Genomic DNA, 18356 nt, shown 5'->3' on the forward strand with positions numbered 1-18356 from the left:
GCGATCGCGTAAGCCTGGAAGCTGCACTATCCCTGTGGGAGCGGCCTTGTGTCGCGATAGGGCTGCAAAGCAGCCCCAGCACTCGCGGATCAGAACTCGACCTTGACCGCCTGCGAAGCACGGGTCGCCTTGGCCCGCGCCAGTTCGACCGATTCGTCACGCGCCAGGCACACACCCATGCGGCGGGTACCATTGATTTCCGGCTTGCCGAACAGGCGAATGGCGGTATCCGGCTCACTCAGCGCTGCGCCCAGGTTGGCGAAGCTGGTCTGTTGGGACTGGCCTTCGGGCAAGATCACTGCCGAAGCCGACGGGCCGAACTGACGCACCACCGGAATCGGCAGACCGAGAATGGCGCGAGCATGCAGGGCGAATTGCGACAGGTCCTGGGAAATCAGGGTGACCAGACCGGTGTCATGCGGGCGCGGCGACACTTCGCTGAACCACACCTGGTCGCCCTTCACGAACAGCTCCACACCAAACAGGCCACGACCGCCGAGGGCATCGGTGACCGCCTTGGCCACACGCTGCGATTCAGCCAGCGCCTTCGGGCTCATGGCCTGTGGCTGCCAGGACTCCTGATAATCGCCCTTCTCCTGACGGTGGCCAACGGGTTCAAGGAAGGTGGTACCGCCCACGTGGCGCACGGTCAGCAGGGTGATTTCATATTCGAAGTCAATGAAACCTTCGACTATCACCCGACCCTTGCCAGCGCGGCCGCCTTCCTGGGCATAGTCCCACGACGCCTGCAGGTCAGCATCGCTGCGCAGCAGGCTCTGGCCCTTGCCCGACGAGCTCATCACCGGCTTGACCACGCACGGGTAACCCAGGTCGGCTACGGCCTTGGCGTAGTCTTCATAGGTGTCGGCGAAGTGGTACGGCGAGGTTGGCAGGTCCAGCTCTTCGGCAGCCAGGCGGCGGATGCCTTCGCGGTTCATGGTCAACTGGGTGGCGCGGGCCGTCGGCACCACGGTGAAGCCTTCGTTTTCCAGCTCGACCAGGGTGGCGGTGGCGATGGCTTCGATTTCCGGCACGATGTAGTGCGGCTTCTCGGCTTCGATCACCGCGCGCAGGGCAACGCCATCGAGCATGTTGACCACATGGCTGCGGTGCGCCACCTGCATTGCCGGAGCATTCGCGTAGCGGTCGACGGCGATTACTTCGACGCCCAGGCGCTGCAGCTCGATTACCACTTCCTTGCCCAGCTCGCCACAGCCGCAGAGCAGTACACGGGTCGCGGTGGGCGACAATGGGGTTCCGATACGGGTCATTTCAGGTCCTCGAAGGCATCCGGGGCCGCGCCAGGCTAGGCGCCACCCGCTGAAAAAGGACCGCTATTCTACACCATCAACCGGTCACGGCGGCCCGCCGGGCGCGAAATGCCATGGCCAGCCACACCGCCGTTACACCCGCGAATTTCGAGGCCATCGCGGTGCCGATCACTGCCGGGGTCAGCGCGCCGATCATGCCGAAGAAAATGAAGGTATCCACCGGGATGCTCAGCGCCGAACTGAGCCACAGGCGGTCGCGCAGCGGCCGACGGGTGATGCTGAACACCAGCCAGTCGATCAGCTCGGAGATGAAGAACGCAGTGGCGCTGGCCAGGGCGATGGCCGGTTCCGAGGTGACATAGGACAGCACCAGTGCCACCAGCATGGCGAACAGGGCGCCATGACCAAAACGGGTCTGCACCATATCGCGCAGGATGAACACCAGGCCGCCCCAGGCGGACCAGATGATGTCCAGATGCGGGGCACTGGAGAAGGCGTAGTTGATCAGCACTACGCTGCTGATGTAGGCAATCAGATAGAACATGGCGGGCTGTCTGTGGGCAAGCCGCACAGATTACCGCTGGGCCGTTCGCGGGTAAACCCGCCCCCACAGATGTGCAGCCCTCAAGGCTGTCGCTGTACCTGTGGGAGCGGGCGTGCCCGCGAAGCTGCCACTGCGGTGCATGGCACCGGCTTCGCCGGTGTTCGCGGGTAAACCCGCTCCTACAGGGTTCGCGTCAGGCCTGCATGATGAGGCCGGCTTCTACTGCCCGTTCATGGCAACGCTTGAGCACCGCCCGACGCTCGTCGTTGTCCATCCGCCCCCAGCGACCAATCTCGGCCACGGTACGCTGGCAGCCTGTGCAGATATCCTGCTCGTCCAGCGCGCAAATGCTCACGCACGGCGAAGCCACCGGCCGCTCGACCACTTCACTCATCATCAACCACCAGATCCCGCGCATAGCGCTGGGCATTGTGCACGTAATGTGCGGCACTCGCTTCAAGCATGCGCTTCTGCTGCTCGGTCAGTTCGCGTACCACCTTGCCCGGCGAGCCCATCACCAGCGAACCGTCCGGAATTTCCTTGCCCTCGGCGATCAGTGCATTGGCGCCGATGATGCAGTGCTTGCCGATGCGTGCGCCATTGAGGATCACTGCGTTGATACCGACCAGGCTGAAGTCGCCCACCGTGCAGCCATGCAACATGGCATTGTGGCCAACGGTCACGCCCTTGCCCAACGTCAGTGGCGAGCCCATGTCGGTGTGCATCACCGTGCCATCCTGCACGTTGCTGCCTTCACCGATGTCGATCAGCTCGTTATCACCGCGCAACACCGCGCCAAACCACACACTGGCATGGGCTTGCAGGCGCACGTTGCCAATGAGCGTGGCGTTGGGGGCGGCCCAGCTGGTGGGGTGGCTCTCGACCCGCAGGTCGCCCAGGCGATATTTCATGCTTGTTCCTCAGGCTGCGACGCAGACGGCGGGGTAGGCCCGCTCAATTTTCGATGTGACGCTCAGGGGGCTGATGCAGGCTGATACCGGCATCGAACAGCAGGTTGACCAGCTCGACGATCATGATCGCCGACAACCCCCAGATCTTGTATTCACCATAGCGGTAACTGGGCACATACCAGCTACGCCCCTGGTAATCGATACGGTGGGTATGGTCGCGCGGGTCCTGCCGGAAGAATTCCAGCGGCACGGTGAATACTGCCGCGATCTCGGCATCATTGGCGCGATATTCGACGAAGTCGGGGATAAGCCCGACGAATGGCGTCACTTTCAGGCCATGTAGCGAAATCAGCGGGCTGAGCGGACCAATCACCTCCACCAGGCCAGGGGGCAGGCCGATTTCTTCTTCAGCCTCGCGCAGGGCAGTAAAGACCAGGTCCGGGTCTTCCGGGTCGCGGCGGCCACCGGGAAAGGCTACTTCGCCACCGTGGGTAGACAGGCCCTTGGCGCGCAGGGTCAAGACCAGTTCGGGCGCTTCGCTGCGGGTAATGGGCAAGAGGACCGCCGCTTCGGGGAACCGCCTGTCGGTTTCCAATGACGCGGGTTGGTGGTTGCTCATTCGGCGAAGTAGCTCGTCCAGCATTGCGCACGCTCGTATCCAGGTCCTGTGTTGCATGATGCACCAAAGCCGCGAAGCACCCAAGCCCCAGCGCTTGCGGCGGCACGGTGGCCGCGCCAAGATAGCCTTGAGCATAAGGAACCACACATGAAATTCTGCAGCGCATGCGGCCAACCGGTCACTCAGCGGATCCCCGAGGGCGACAGCCGCCTGCGGTACGTCTGCGGCTCTTGCCAGACCATCCACTACCAGAACCCCAACATTGTGGCCGGCGTGTTGCCGACCTGGGGCAGCCAGGTGTTGCTGTGTCGCCGCGCCATTGAGCCGCGCCGGGGTTTCTGGACCCTGCCCGCCGGTTTCATGGAAAACGGCGAAACCCTCGACCAGGCCGCGCGTCGCGAAACCGTCGAGGAAGCCTGCGCCCGGGTCGGGCCGACGTCCCTGTACCAGCTGTTCGATCTGCCGCACATCAGCCAGGTGCATGTGTTCTTCCGCGCCGAGTTGGCGGACCTGGACTTTGCCGTCGGTGTCGAAAGCCTGGAGGTGCGGCTGTTCGAAGAACATGAGATACCGTGGGACGAGCTGGCTTTCCGCACCGTCACTCGCACACTAGAATGCTACTATCGCGACCGCATCGGCCAGCACTACCCCATAGGCCATGAATACCTGCCGCCGATGAACGTTTCGCCACACACCTAAACGCCTTCAGGGATACTGTTACATGCGCTGGTTGCTTGCCCTTTTCTGCCTTTGCGTTACCTCGGTGTCCCAGGCGGCCTTCACCGAAACCATCATCCGCAAGCCCGCGCCGGCAGCGCAAACTCCCTCGCCTTCGCAGCAAGCCATGCAACCGTTGATCGACAAGGTGCTGGTGATCAAGTCGGAGCGCCGCCTGCAGTTGATCAGCCGCGGCGAGCCGCTGAAAACCTACCGCATTTCGCTGGGCAAGCAGCCCAAGGGCGCCAAGGAACGCGAAGGCGACAAGAAAACCCCCGAGGGCTTGTACTGGCTGGACTGGCGCAAGCAGAGCGACCGCTTCAACCTGGCCATGCACATCAATTACCCGAACATCAGCGATGCCGCCCGCGCGACCCGGGCAGGGGTGAATGCCGGCAGCATGATCATGATTCACGGCACGCCGATCAACGATGAATACCCGGAATGGTACTTCCATACCCTGGACTGGACGGATGGTTGCATTGCCATGCGCAACCGCGACATGCAGGAAGTGTGGGACCTGGTTCGGGATGGAACGCTGATCGAGATCCGCCCTTGATATAGAGCCTTCCGGCAAAAGTTGTAGGAACCTTCTCACCATTTAGCGCGAACTTGCCTGACAGGTGCTTAGGCAGGGTACTGCATCCATACGAGTAGCTTAATTTCTAGCATCCACGCAGACGAGTACGAAAACCGTACATCATTTGCGGGGTGCTTCAATGCCGTGCCTGATTCACCGCATCGCCCATTGGCTGTCGGCCGGTTGCCTTTCTGGCTTGCTGTCCGTTCCCCAGGTGCTGGCCGACGACCCTGCCAGCCAGCAGCTGCGCGATCAACAGCATGGGCTGCGGCAACTCGAGCAACAGCAGCGGCTGGAACGCTGGCAGCGTATATCCGTCCCGGCTGAACCGACCAACAGCACTTCCCACCGCCCGCACGATGATCGCTGCTGGGCAATCGATGGCGTGCGCGTGGCGGGCATGCACCGGCTTTCGAACTCGGCACTGGCGCCCACCCTCCGTGCCCTCACGCCTGCCTGCATGGGCATTGCCGACATCAACCGGCTGCTCAAAGCCATCACCCAACGTTATGTACAAGCCGGCTACCCAACCAGCCGCCCCTACCTGCGGCAGCCCCCAGCAGAGGGCATGCCGTTGGACATCGTCATTGTCGAAGGTTTTGTCGAAACCATCGAACTGGCTGGCCCCGACCTGCCCCTGTCTCTCTCCAGTGCCTTCCCAGGCCTGCTTGGGCAGCCACTGTACCTGCCCGACCTTGAGCAAGGCCTGGACCAGCTCAACCGCCTTCGCGCCTATGAACTGGGCGCCACCTTGCTGCCCGGCGAACTGCAGGGCGGCACCCGCGTGGTCGTGCAGCCGGGCAAGGTTGCTTCACGCTGGCACCTGGACAGCCGCTTCGACAACCGGGGCAGCGAGCTGACCGGCCGCCACCGCGTCAACCTCGGCATTGGCCTGGACAGCCCGCTTGGCCTCAATGATGAGCTGCGCCTGTCGTTGACCCGCACGGTGCTCGATACGCCTGGCCAAAGCCAAGGGATATCGTTGTACTACAGCATCCCCTACGGCGCCTGGACCTTTGCCCTCAGCGCCAGCCAGCTAAGCTATCAAGCCCCCCTCCCCTACAGCGACAAGGCTGCCGACGGCAGCAGCAGCTATCAGGGCCTGAGTGTCGAGCGGGTATTGTGGCGCAACCAGCAAGGCATGCTCAGCGCCAGCGCCCGGCTGGACCGCAAGCAGCTGATCAACCGCAGCGCTGGCGCGGTTATCGTCCAGCAGAGCCCGACGCTGGCCACGGTAGAGGCCGGCATCAACCTGCTGTGGCTCGAAAGTGGCTTGTGGAACGGTTACTTCGGCGTTGCCCAAGGCATTGACGCATTGGGTGCCGACCGCTCGCCCCTGGGTGCTCAACGCCTGCGCCCGGACTTTCGCAAGTACCGCGCCAACCTGCTGCACCTGCGTCAAGGCCCGGCACCCAGCCCTTGGCGCTGGCAGAGCGAGCTGGCCATGCAGTACAGCCGTGACCCGCTGCCTGCCGTCGAACAGCTGCTGGTCAGCGACGATTCGGCTGTCCGCGGCTTCCGTCTGCACACTTACTCCGGTGCCAGCAGCGCCGTCTGGCGCAATACGTTCAGCCAGGCGCTGCCACGGACCTGGGCCCCACCTTTCGAGATACGCCCCTACATCGGCCTGGACCTGGGCTGGGTTCGCACCGCCGAAGGCAAACCGTCACAGCGCCTGGCCGGGGCCGCCGCAGGGTTTGAACTGAGCCTGCCCGGCAGCCGCCTGCGCCTGGACTACCAACGCGCCTTGTACACCAGCGACCTGCCCCGCCCGCGGCTGGAGCCCGGCTTCTGGGTGCTGGACTGGACCCTGAGCATCTGATTCACCCACAACAAAGAGAACGAAAAAATGCAAACACTCTCGCAGTTACCGCCTGTTCGCCCGGATACCTTGCGCTGGGCAATCTTCCTCGCCGTGCTCGGGCCCAGCGCCGCAGTGGCTCAGACAGGACTGGAAGCAGCCAGCGGCCCCGGGGGAACCCCGGTCATCCACAACGGCCACGGGGTGCCGGTCATCGACATCGTGCCGCCCAACGCCAAGGGGCTGTCACACAACCAGTTCATCGACTACAACGTTGCCACCCCGGGCCTGGTGCTGAACAACGCCACCGCAGCCGGGCAGTCGCAACTGGCCGGCGCCCTGGCGGCCAACCCGCAGTTCCAGGGCCAGGCCGCCTCGACCATTCTTAACGAAGTGATCAGCCGCAACGCCTCGCTGATCGAGGGGCCGCAGGAAATCTTCGGGCGCCCGGCCGACTACATACTGGCCAACCCCAATGGCATCACCCTCAATGGCGGCAGTTTCATCAACACCACCCGCGCAGGCTTCGTGGTGGGCACCCCGCAATTCGAGGAGCAACAGCTCAGGTACCTCGATACGCTCACGGCCAGTGGCACCCTGCAGGTACTGGAGCATGGCCAGGGCAATGCCGGTGGCGCACTCGAACTAATCGCACCGCGCGTGGACAGCAAAGGCTTGCTCATGGCCAGCGAAACGCTCGACATCACTGTCGGCCGCAACCGTATCGACAGCCGCAACGGCGAGGTGGTCGAACACCTGCCCAGCCCCTCTTCGAGCATTGACGCCAGCCTGTTCGGCGCCATGCGCGCCGGGCGTATCCGTGTGGTAAGTACTGCCGAAGGCGCGGGTGTGCGTGTGGGGGCCTCGCAGATTCTGGGCACCGAGGGGGTCGACATCAGCTCGGCCGGGGGCCTGCATGTCAGCGGCAGTGGCGACCGCCCGACCGAGCTGCGCAGCGAGCGTGGCGTACTGAAACTCACCGCTGCCGATGACCTGATGCTTGAAACGGTCGACGGCCAGGCCCCGCGGATCGAAGCAAGAGCTGGCAAGAAGCTCACCCTGGACGCCAAGACAATCGAGCACATCAAGCACGACAGTGACAGCTGGAACAAGAAGTTCTGGTTCGTCACCCGTGAAACCTACAACCGCAAGACCACCACCACCCACCAGCAGCAACAGGGCAGTCAATTGCTGGGCACTGAGAGCGTGCTGTTGCAGTCCGGCGACGACATGCGCATGACTGCCGCGAAGGTGGACGCCGGTAACGAGCTGACGGTCGACAGCGGTGCCGGCCTGGACATCCTCGCCGGCATCGACAGCAAACGCACCGAACAGCAGGTGCGTCATCGCAAGGATTTATGGCGCGGTGACAGCGATAGCGACCAGCTCAAGGAAACCGCAAAGGGCAGTACCCTGAGCGCCGGGCACATGTCGATAAAGGCAAGCGACAACCTCAACGTACAGGGCAGCAGCCTGCACAGCCGCGGCGATCTGGCTATCCAGGCGAAACAGGCCGACATCGGCACCACCACCTTGCAGGAACACGGTACCCAACGCGACTACCGAGGCGACCTGGTGTCCGGCACATTCTTTGGTGACCGCAAAGGTAACGACACCGAGGGCCAGGTCGTCGCTGGCAGCACGATAACCAGCGATGGCAAGCTCACTGTGAGCGCCGACCAGGTCGCGATCAAAGGCAGCACCGTGTTCGGTAAACAGGACGCGGTGCTCTACAGCGAGAACGGCTCGCTGGCTATCGAGGCAGACCATGGCAGCACGACCTCCACCCAGCGCACCAGCGACAGTAAACTGTTCGGCCTGATCGGCAGCAAGCACGAAAGCACGGACCGCAAACAGCAGGTACTGGTCAGCGACGTCAGCTCGACCAGCAACCTGCGCCTGGCCAGCGCCGAAGAGATGCGCATCCAGGGCGCCAAGGTCGAAGCTGGCAAGCATCTGCAAGTCGAGGCCAAAGGTGACCTGTTGATTGGCAGTTCGCAATCGGTCGATGAACGCGAAACCCGCGACCAACAACGGGGTTTCACGGCCAGCGCCAGACAGACCCAGGAAGCCGAGGATGGCAAGCCCGAGTCTCGCCAGTACGCGGCTGGCGTGGCGTATGAGGTCGTGACCAGCACCAGCAAGCAGCGCACGACCAACCAGGTTGCCAGTGAGCTCAAGGGCGCCTCGGTGGGCATGAACAGCAGCGCGCACCTGCAGGTCAACGGCAGCAAGGTCCAGGCCACTGCCGGCGATCTCGATGTGCAGGCGCGAGAAGTGACACTGGGAGCGACCCGCAACGACCGTGACGTAGCCACCAGCACCACCGAAAGTGGTGGCGGGTTGACAGTAACCGGTGGCATCGACCGTCTGGGCAGCTTGTTCGAAGGCCATCACAACCGCGAGGTGCAAGCCGATCGCGACAGCAAGGTGCAGCGCAGCGAGTTGCAGGCCAGCGGCGATCTGAAATTGCGCAGTGATGCACTGCTCACCGAGGCCGCGCACGTCGAGGCCGGCAACACCCTGCAGGTGACCGCCAAACGCATCGACAACCGTGCAGCTCAGGATACCCATGAACATGAACAAAGCCGTGACGACTGGTCGGGTAGCCTGGGCGCCAGTATCGAATACCGCGACCTGACCCGCCCTATCGAACGCCTGGTGCTGGGTGAGGAAGCCCCGCGCTTCCAGCAAGCTTCGCCCGAAGACGCCATGGCGCCTCCCAGCGTGGGGGCCGACATGACGGTCGAACACCTCAAGCGCCTGGAAAACCAGCGCCGTGGAATTGCTCAGGTCAGCGAGTTTTCCGCAGCAAAGGTCGAGGTCAAGGCTGACACACTGGCCGACCAGGGCACAGCCTGGCGGGCCAATGCCGGCTCGCTGAAAATCGAGGCGCAGCAGCATCAGGTGAGCGCCGCCGAAAATACCCAGGAAACCACCGTTCAACGCCTGGCCTATGGTGGCGACGCGCGCCTGGACACCAGCACCGGCGAGGACTTGAATGTACGCGCCGCCGGCAAAGGAGGGTCGCTGGATAAAAAGGATATCGCCAGCACCGCCGTGCCCGGCAGCCTTTACGGGCAACAGGGTATCCAGGTACAGCTGGGCAGCGATGGCCGCTACGAAGGGGCCCGCATCGATGGCGGCGAAGGCAGCGTGGTCATGCACAGTGCAGGGTCGCTCGCCCTACCCCAGGCGACCGACAAGGCCGAACAGCAGTCACGCCAGCTCGATGGCAATGCCTGGGCCAAAGTCGGCAACCGCCCGGGCAGCACCGGCGTCGATGGCCGGGGCTATCTGGACCAGGACCAGAAGCTGAGCACGCAGAGCAAGGCACAAGTGGCACAGATCGACGCCAAGGGCGAAGTTCAACTGACCAGCGCCGGCGACCTGTTGCTCGAAGGCACCCGCATTGGCAACCGCGAGGCCAAGGCCGGCGACATACGGGTGCAAAGCGGCGGCCAGTTGCAGGTCAAGGCGGCCAGCGATACCCAGCAGGCCACAGGCGCCAACCTGGGTGGCGGCATGGAGCTGGCGGCCAAGGTTGGCCAGACCCAAGGGGGAGCCATAGGCGGCCACTTCAGCCACGGCAAGCAGGACGAACATGCACGTCAGGCGGTCGATGCCCAGTTTGCCAGCAACGGCACACTGACCCTGACCAGCAGCGCCCGCGAGGACATCGCCCTGCACCTGCAAGGCCTGCAGGCCTCGGCCGAACAGATCACCCTAGACGCCTCGAATGGCGGCATGCTGGTTGAAGCCTCTTCCAGCCAGGAGCGACGCGACAACCTTGACATCTCGGCCGGCGCTGGTTTCAACATGGCCAAGGGCGCCTTGGACACCCGCGGCCTGCATGGCCGGCTCAAGGTAGAGCTCGACAAGCGCGACAACCTCACCTGGAATACCAGTGACCTGCGCGCCGAGCGCATCGACCTGCAAAGCCGCGGCGATACCCGCATCGAGAGTGCCACCCTGGATGCAGGGCATATTGGCGGCACAATCGACGGTGACCTGCGCATCGCCAGCCTCAAGGACAACGTCAACACCCTGAGCGTGAAAGGCGATGTCAGGCTGAGCCAGGAGAAAAACCCGCAGGGCTATGTCAACGCGGCCAAATCGGTGGCAGGGCCGCTGGGAGGCAAGGTCGAGAAAAAGGCCGGTTCGGCCCTGAGCAAGGCAGACCCAGGGTTCTCGCCGACCGTCAGCCTCGACGTGTCGCATGCACAGCGTGACAATGTGGCGCGTCAGACCACGCTTAAAAGCAGCGACGGCATCGACCTGCAGGTCGGTGGCAACGCTCATCTGGTGGGGGCACGCTTGCAGTCGGCCAAAGGCGACGTGAGGCTCGACGCCAACTCGGTCACCCAGGAAACGCTAAGCGGCAATGACTATCGCCGAGACCTGTCGCTCGATGCGTCCAACTCACCGGTGGATCTGGGCACGGCAATCGCCGAGATAGCCAAAAGCAAAATGGCGGCGGATGGGGAAAATGCGCTGGACCTGGGCGTGTTGAGAACCAGTGGGCATAGTCGCAGCGAGCAATGGGTTTCGAGCATGCAAGGGAAGAAGCACTAAGGCTCCATCGCGGCCCTGGCCATTTGGGGATATCAGCAATCTTGTGCCCTGCTGCTGACACCCGGGCCGCGTGCCTCCCGCTTCTACAGCGAATACCACAGCCCTTGGGCTTGTGATTTCTCTGCGGGGGCGGGCTTGCCTGCGAAGAGGCCGGTACAGGTCAAGCCAGCCTGTGCAGCCCCCGCCACCGATCCAGCCCAAGCAACACCAGCCCTATCCCCCAGAAACCCGCCAGCACCCCAAGGGCGTTGAGCATCACCTGCCCATACCCCAGGCTGGCCACATCAATGAACGGGTAGGCATAGACGCCGATCTCACTCCCCCGCCACAACGCATATCCAAAGTAGACCGCTGGGTACACCGCCCACACCAGCAAATGCCATAGCCGCAAACTGCCCTTGGGCACCTCGCTCCACCAGTACAAGGCATACAGCACCGGCATCACGTCGTGCAGCAACTCGTCCGCCAGCCATTGCCAACCCTGTGGTTGCCACAAATGACGCAGCAGCACGCTGTAGGCCAGCGCCACCAGCACGATACTGGCGGCCACTGCAGAGCTTACCGAGGGCGACAGGAAAAAGCGTTTGCCACGGCCTTCCCGGCCGAATGCGGCATAGCTGAGCACCGTCGCCACCAGGGTATTGGTCAGCACGGTGAAGTAGCCGAACACATTGATCAGGCCACCAATCAGGCTGGCCTGTTCCTGCCAACGCGCCAGCAGTACCAGGTTCACCTGCACGGCCAGGCCGAACCAGCCCAGCACGGCCATGCCGGTCAGCCAAGGGCGACGCGACATGTCAGGCCTGACGCTGCAGCTTCACGTACAGCTGCTCGACCTTTTCCCGCGCCCACGGTGTTTTGCGCAGGAACGTCAGGCTCGACTTGATGGTCGGGTTGCTCTTGAAGCAGCGCACATCGATGCGCTCGGCCAGGCCATGCCATTGGTAATGCGCCACCAGCTCGGTGAGGATTTGTTCAAGGGTCTTGCCGTGCAGCGCGTTGTGTTGGGCCGTACTCATGCTGTGCTCCGTAGGAAAGATGCGCACCTTACACGAGTGTAGTGGTGGGCGGGATCCGTCGAGTCGACAGAAAAATCGCTGGTCAGAGGCAAAACCTCTGTGATGAAATAGTTATGTTATGTTGTAACGCTAAAAAGCATCTGCCAAGGAACGCCCCATCCCCATGCTGTACACACCGCTTCGCCTTTCCCCCCTTGCCGTCGCACTCTGGCTGGCTGCATCCCCCAGCCAGGCCGTAGAACTCGAACCACAGGTCATCACCGCCAACCCGCTGGGTAACCGCCAACTGGCCGCCCCCAGCACCGTGCTCGAAGGCGAAAACCTGCTGCAACAGCAGCACGGCAGCCTGGGTGAAACCCTGAACAAGCAGCCCGGTGTCGCCTCTACCTGGTTTGGCCCTGGCGCCAGCCGCCCGGTGATCCGCGGCCTGGATGGCGACCGCATTCGTATCCTGCGCAATGGCGTCGGTGCCCTGGATGCCTCGTCGCTATCCTACGATCATGCCGTGCCGCTGGACCCGGTAACCGTCGAGCGCGTCGAAATCGTCCGTGGCCCGGCCGCCCTGCTTTACGGCGGCAACGCCATTGGCGGGGTGGTCAACACCTTCGATAACCGCATCCCGGACTCGCCGATCGAGGGCATCCACGGCGCAGGAGAACTGCGCTACGGCGGTGCCGACACCACCCGCAGCAGCGCCGGCAAGCTGGAGGCCGGCGACGGCGCCTTCGCCCTGCACCTGGATGCCAACAGCCGCCAGTTCAACGACCTGCGCATCCCGGGCTACGCACGCAGCGCCAAGGTGCGCGATGCCGACGAGCCCGGCAGCAAACACCGCCTGGAAAACAGCGACGGTCGCCAGGACGGCGGCGCAATCGGTGGTGCCTACCACTGGGACCACGGCTACGCCGGCCTGTCGTACAGCGGCTACGACAGCAACTATGGCTCGGTGGCCGAGTCCGGCGTGCGCCTGGACATGAAACAGGATCACTACGCCTTCGCCTCCGAACTGCGCGACCTCGACGGCCCGTTCAGCTCAGTCAAGGTAGATGCCGGTTACACCGACTACGAACACAGCGAAATCGAGGAAGGCGAGGTCCATACCACCTTCAAGAACAAGGGCTACGAAGCGCGTATCGAAGCCCGCCACCAACCGCTCGGACCGGTGGAAGGGATCATTGGGGCCCAGGTCAGCCGTAACGAATTTTCGGCCCTCGGCGAGGAAGCCTTCGTCCCGCACACCGATACCGACAGCCTGGCGCTGTTCATGCTCGAGCAGTGGCAAGCCAGCGAGCGCCTGAACCTGAGCCTGGGTGCGCGCATGGAGCACACCCGCGTAGATCCTGACGCCAAAGGCAACGAGAACTTCGTCGACGCCGACAGCGCCAGCAGCTTCAACGCCTTCAGCCTGTCGTCGGGGGCTGTGTACCAGCTCGACCCAGTCTGGTCGCTGGCCGCCAACCTCGGCTACACCGAGCGCGCCCCTACCTTTTACGAGCTGTACGCCAATGGCGCGCACGTAGCCACCGGCGCGTTTGAAGTCGGTGACGCCAGCCTGAACAAGGAAAAGGCCATTTCCGCCGACCTGGCGCTACGCTTCGACAACGGCACCCATAAAGGCAGTGTCGGGGTGTTCTACAACCACTTCCGCAACTACATCGGCCTGATTGGCACCGGCAACACCCGCGAAGGCGAGCATGACCATGAGGAGGAGGATCACGATCATGACCATGAAGGCTTCCCGGAATACCAGTACCAAGGCGTGCGGGCGCGCTTCTACGGTATCGAGGCCCAGGACCGCTGGCAGTTGGCCGAGAACCGTTACGGCAGCTTCGCGCTGGAGTTGTCCGGTGACTATACCCGGGCCAAGAACCTCGACAGTGGCGAGCCACTGCCCCGCATCGCCCCGCTGCGCCTGAACAGCGGCCTGGTCTGGGAGCTGGACCGCTGGCAGGCGCGGGTAGACGTGCAGCACGCTGCGTCGCAGCACCGCAAACCCGCCAACGAAACCAGCACTGATGGCTACACCACCTTGGGCGCGAGCGTTGGCTACCGCTTCGACATTGGTCAAAGCCAGTGGCTGGCGTTTGTGCGCGGCGAAAACCTGACCGACCAGACCGTGCGCTATGCCAGTTCGATCCTGCGCGATATCGCACCGGCGCCGGGGCGTAGCGTGGAAGTCGGGTTGCGTACCACCTTCTGAACCACAAGCGACGAAGATCGGTGTAGGAACGGGTTCACCCGCGAATACGATGGCAGGGCAACCGGCGCATTCGCGGGTGAACCCGCTCCTACACCTGCCTCGATTAATGACGACTGTTGCCCGTTCAACAACAATCCTCTGCGACAATTTGTCTTTTTTTCTTATAACTTCCCCTATATCCTCCCCGCCGCAAGCTGAAACGCTTCATCGAACAATTTTGTCGCCATATCCATTGAGGGGCCCGCCCTTCGATGCGCTTGCCGTTTTTTTCAATAATCAAAAGATAGCGCTATCTCATGTTCCAACTGCCTAAAACCTGCTACATCGGCCTGGCCCTCAGTGCCTTGGCAACCCCCGCCGGCGCCAGCGAAATGTTCGCCAGCGACTCCCCTTGGATGCTCGGCGACTGGGGTGGAACCCGCAGCGAACTGCTGGAAAAGGGCTACGACTTCACCCTTGGCTACACCGGCGAGATGGGCAGCAACCTGCACGGCGGCTACGACCACGACCGCACCGCGCGCTACAGCGACCAGTTCACCTTCGGCAGCCACCTGGACCTGGAGAAGATCCTCGGCTGGCACGACACCGAATTCCAGCTGACCGTCACCGAGCGCCACGGCGACAACATCAGCAACGACCGCATCAACGACCCGCGTGTCGGCGGCTTCACCTCCGCCCAGGAAGTCTGGGGCCGCGGCGAAACCTGGCGGCTGACGCAGATGTGGATCAAGCAGAAGTACTTCGACGGTGCGCTGGATGTGAAATTCGGCCGCTTCGGTGAAGGCGAGGACTTCAACAGCTTCCCTTGCGACTTCCAGAACCTGGCTTTCTGCGGCTCGCAGGTGGGCAACTGGGTGGGTGGCATCTGGTACAACTGGCCAGTCAGCCAGTGGGCCCTGCGCGTGCGCTACAACCTTACCCCCGAGCTGTACGCCCAGGTCGGCGTCTTCGAGCAGAACCCTTCCAACCTCGAATCCGGCAATGGTTTCAAGCTCAGCGGCAGCGGCACCCAGGGTGCGGTAATGCCGTTCGAACTGGTATGGACCCCACGTATCCAAGGCATGAAAGGGGAATATCGTGCCGGCTACTACTACAGTAATGCCAAGGCACAAGATGTTCTCAAGGACAGCAACGGTCAGCCGGCCGCCATCAGCGGCGCCGCCTACCGCAGCAGTTCGAGCAAGCACGGCTTGTGGATTGGCGCCCAGCAGCAGGTCACCTCGCTGGCGTCCGACCAGTCGCGCGGCTTGAGCGTGTTCGCCAACGCCACGGTGCATGACAAAAAGACCAATGCCATCGACAACTATGTGCAGGCAGGACTGGTATTCAAAGGGCCCTTCGATGCCCGCGCCAAGGACGACATCGGTTTCGCCCTGGCACGCGTGCACGTCAACCCTGCCTATCGCAAGAACGCCCGCCTGGCCAACCAGGCCGCCGGCCTCTACGACTACGACAACCCGGGCTTCCTGCCAGTGCAGGACACCGAGTACAGCGCCGAGCTGTACTACGGCATCCATTTGGCCGACTGGCTCACGGTACGCCCCAACCTGCAGTACATCCGCCACCCGGGCGGGGTGTCGCAGGTCGATGGCGCCCTGATCGGCGGCCTGAAGATCCAGAGCAGTTTCTAACCCCTTTTTTGACCTGACGGAGAACCTACGATGAGCACTGAAGGTGCGAACCAAGGAAGCCGCTGGCTACCGCGCCTGATTGGCGCGCTGCTGTTGCTGATGGGCCTGGCCCTGCTGGCCGGCGGTATCAAGCTGAGCCAGCTGGGCGGATCGCTGTACTACCTGATCGCCGGTATCGGCTTTGCCCTTTCGGGCATCCTGCTGCTGGCCCAACGCCAGATCGCCCTGGGCCTGTATGGCCTGGTGCTGCTGGGCAGCACCGTGTGGGCCCTGTTCGAAGTAGGCCTGGACTGGTGGCAACTGGTGCCACGGCTGGCTATCTGGTTCGCCATCGGCGTGGTGTTGCTGCTGCCGTGGGCACGTCGCCCGCTGATCGGCCCAGCCAGCAAAGCCAACACTGCACTGCTCGGCGTGGCAGTGGTCGCTTCGGGCGCTTGCGCGCTGGCCAGCCAGTTCACCCATCCCGGTGAAGTGTTCGGCGAACTGGGCCGCGACAGCAGCGAAATGGCCAGCGCCGCCCCAGCCATGCCCGACGGCGAATGGCAGGCCTACGGCCGTACCGAGCATGGCGACCGCTACTCGCCGCTGCGCCAGATCACCCCGCAGAACGCCTACCGTCTGGAAGAAGCCTGGCGCATTCGCACCGGTGATCTGCCAACCGAAAACGACCCGGTGGAGCTGACCAACCAGAACACCCCGCTGAAGGTCAACGGCATGCTGTACGCCTGCACCGCGCACAGTCGCCTGCTGGCGCTGGACCCGGACACTGGCGCAGAAATCTGGCGCTACGACCCGCAGGTCAAGAGCCCGACCGGCACCTTCAAGGGCTTTGCCCACATGACCTGCCGTGGCGTCTCGTACTATGACGAAAACCGCTACGTCAGCCGCGACGGCAGCCCGGCGCCGAAAATTACCGATGCAGGCCAGGCCGTGGCCCAAGCCTGCCCGCGTCGCCTCTACCTGCCTACCGCGGATGCCCGCCTGATCGCCATCAACGCCGACAACGGCAAGGTCTGCGAAGGTTTCGCCAACCAGGGCGTGATCGACCTCACCACCGGCATTGGCCCATTCACCGCCGGCGGCTATTACTCCACCTCGCCTGCTGCGATTACCCGTGACCTGGTGATCATCGGTGGCCACGTCACCGACAACGAGTCGACCAATGAGCCGTCCGGGGTGATCCGCGCCTACGACGTGCACGACGGCCACCTGGTGTGGAACTGGGACAGTAACAACCCGGACGACACCAAGCCATTGGCTGCCGGCAAAATGTACAGCCGCAACTCGGCCAACATGTGGTCGATCGCCAGCGTCGACGAAGACCTTGGCATGATCTACCTGCCGCTGGGCAACCAGACCCCGGACCAGTGGGGCGCCGACCGCACCCCGGGCGCCGAGAAGTACAGCGCCGGCGTGGTCGCCCTTGACCTGGCCACCGGCAAGGCACGCTGGAACTATCAGTTCACCCACCACGACCTGTGGGACATGGACGTCGGCAGCCAGCCGACCCTGGTACACCTGAAAACCGACGATGGCGTGAAACCGGCGATCATCGTACCGACCAAGCAAGGCAGCCTGTACGTGCTCGACCGCCGCGACGGCACGCCAATCGTGCCGATCCGCGAGATCCCCACCCCACAAGGCGCAGTGGAAGGCGACCACACCTCGCCCACCCAGGCCCGCTCCGACCTCAACCTGCTCGGCCCAGAGCTGACCGAACAGGCCATGTGGGGCGCCACGCCTTTCGACCAGATGCTGTGCCGCATCCAGTTCCGCGAGCTGCGCTACGAAGGCCAGTACACCCCGCCATCCGAGCAAGGTTCGTTGGTCTACCCCGGCAACGTCGGTGTATTCAACTGGGGCAGCGTGTCGGTCGACCCGGTGCGCCAGCTGCTGTTCACTTCGCCCAACTACATGGCCTTCGTGTCGAAGATGGTTCCGCGTGAGCAGGTTGCCGAAGGCAGCAAGCGCGAAAGCGAGACCAGCGGCGTGCAGCCGAACACCGGCGCACCGTATGCCGTGACCATGCACCCGTTCATGTCGCCGCTCGGCGTACCGTGCCAGGCACCCGCCTGGGGCTACGTCGCCGCCATCGACCTGTTCACCAACAAGGTGGTGTGGAAACACAAGAACGGCACCACCCGCGACAGCACCCCGCTACCGATCGGCCTGCCGGTTGGCGTGCCGAGCATGGGTGGCTCGATCGTCACCGCCGGTGGCGTCGGCTTCCTCAGCGGCACGCTCGACCAGTACCTGCGCGCCTATGACGTGAACAACGGCAAGGAGTTGTGGAAAGCACGCCTGCCAGCAGGTGGCCAGGCTACGCCGATGAGCTACACCGGCAAGGACGGCAAGCAATATGTGCTGGTGACTGCCGGCGGCCATGGCTCGCTGGGCACCAAGATGGGCGATTACATCATCGCTTACAAATTAGCCGAGTAAGCGACACCGCTCCCGCAGGCTCAACCCTGTGGGAGCGGCCTTGTGT

General features: G+C 63.4%; 14 protein-coding genes. 7 read left to right on the plus strand and 7 right to left on the minus strand.

The features are described 5' to 3' along the window. Positions 1-89: 89 nt before the first annotated feature. From purT to N5D53_RS23675, 5 genes are all read right to left on the minus strand, one after another. Positions 90-1271 carry a formate-dependent phosphoribosylglycinamide formyltransferase gene (gene purT / locus N5D53_RS23655; protein WP_012053590.1) on the minus strand — a complete coding sequence of 394 codons (1182 nt, stop codon included), beginning with the start codon at positions 1269-1271 and terminating at the stop codon, positions 90-92. A gap of 76 nt (positions 1272-1347) precedes the next feature. After that, complete coding sequence (locus N5D53_RS23660; protein ID WP_190870026.1) at positions 1348-1815, minus strand: VUT family protein; 468 nt, start codon at positions 1813-1815, stop codon at positions 1348-1350. 193 nt (positions 1816-2008) lie between these two features. Continuing rightward, positions 2009-2200 carry a DUF1289 domain-containing protein gene (locus N5D53_RS23665; protein WP_162497239.1) on the minus strand — a complete coding sequence of 64 codons (192 nt, stop codon included), beginning with the start codon at positions 2198-2200 and terminating at the stop codon, positions 2009-2011. A gap of 1 nt (position 2201) precedes the next feature. Further along, positions 2202-2726, minus strand: coding sequence for a gamma carbonic anhydrase family protein (locus N5D53_RS23670; protein ID WP_121162134.1), 525 nt, complete (start codon positions 2724-2726; stop codon positions 2202-2204). 43 nt (positions 2727-2769) lie between these two features. Continuing rightward, positions 2770-3369 (minus strand): CoA pyrophosphatase, encoded by a 600-nt coding sequence (locus N5D53_RS23675; RefSeq protein WP_020191180.1) that lies wholly within the window; start codon positions 3367-3369, stop codon positions 2770-2772. Between the two features lie 123 nt (positions 3370-3492). Between N5D53_RS23675 and N5D53_RS23680 the strand changes: the two genes are divergently transcribed. From N5D53_RS23680 to N5D53_RS23695, 4 genes are all read left to right on the plus strand, one after another. After that, on the plus strand, positions 3493-4044 hold the full coding sequence (locus tag N5D53_RS23680; RefSeq protein ID WP_020191181.1) for an NUDIX hydrolase: 552 nt from the start codon (positions 3493-3495) through the stop codon (positions 4042-4044). Between the two features lie 22 nt (positions 4045-4066). Beyond that, a complete protein-coding gene (locus N5D53_RS23685; RefSeq protein ID WP_010952551.1) occupies positions 4067-4621 on the plus strand; it encodes a L,D-transpeptidase family protein in 555 nt (184 codons plus the stop codon). A gap of 160 nt (positions 4622-4781) precedes the next feature. Next, entirely contained in the window at positions 4782-6464 is a 1683-nt protein-coding gene (locus N5D53_RS23690; RefSeq protein WP_104962465.1) for a ShlB/FhaC/HecB family hemolysin secretion/activation protein, read from the plus strand. 27 nt (positions 6465-6491) lie between these two features. Beyond that, entirely contained in the window at positions 6492-11018 is a 4527-nt protein-coding gene (locus N5D53_RS23695) for a hemagglutinin repeat-containing protein (RefSeq protein ID WP_190870025.1), read from the plus strand. 160 nt (positions 11019-11178) lie between these two features. Here N5D53_RS23695 and N5D53_RS23700 read toward each other — a convergent pair whose 3' ends face one another. Together N5D53_RS23700 and N5D53_RS23705 are read right to left on the minus strand one after the other, a co-directional pair. Beyond that, positions 11179-11814, minus strand: coding sequence for a Pr6Pr family membrane protein (locus tag N5D53_RS23700; RefSeq protein ID WP_010952548.1), 636 nt, complete (start codon positions 11812-11814; stop codon positions 11179-11181). Between the two features lies 1 nt (position 11815). Beyond that, positions 11816-12037, minus strand: a complete 222-nt coding sequence (locus tag N5D53_RS23705) for a VF530 family protein (RefSeq protein WP_012053596.1) — start codon at positions 12035-12037, stop codon at positions 11816-11818. A 163-nt stretch (positions 12038-12200) separates the two neighbouring features. Between N5D53_RS23705 and N5D53_RS23710 the strand changes: the two genes are divergently transcribed. The 3 genes from N5D53_RS23710 (at position 12201) to N5D53_RS23720 (ending at position 18310) form a co-directional block, all read left to right on the plus strand. Then, entirely contained in the window at positions 12201-14237 is a 2037-nt protein-coding gene (locus N5D53_RS23710; RefSeq protein ID WP_266024090.1) for a TonB-dependent receptor, read from the plus strand. Positions 14238-14533: 296 nt separating this feature from the next. Next, entirely contained in the window at positions 14534-15868 is a 1335-nt protein-coding gene (locus N5D53_RS23715; protein WP_266024089.1) for a carbohydrate porin, read from the plus strand. Between the two features lie 30 nt (positions 15869-15898). Continuing rightward, complete coding sequence (locus N5D53_RS23720; RefSeq protein ID WP_104962468.1) at positions 15899-18310, plus strand: glucose/quinate/shikimate family membrane-bound PQQ-dependent dehydrogenase; 2412 nt, start codon at positions 15899-15901, stop codon at positions 18308-18310. Positions 18311-18356: the final 46 nt, after the last annotated feature.

The organism is Pseudomonas sp. GD03862 (assembly GCF_029840855.1).
Taxonomy (GTDB): Bacteria; Pseudomonadota; Gammaproteobacteria; order Pseudomonadales; family Pseudomonadaceae; genus Aquipseudomonas; species Aquipseudomonas alloputida.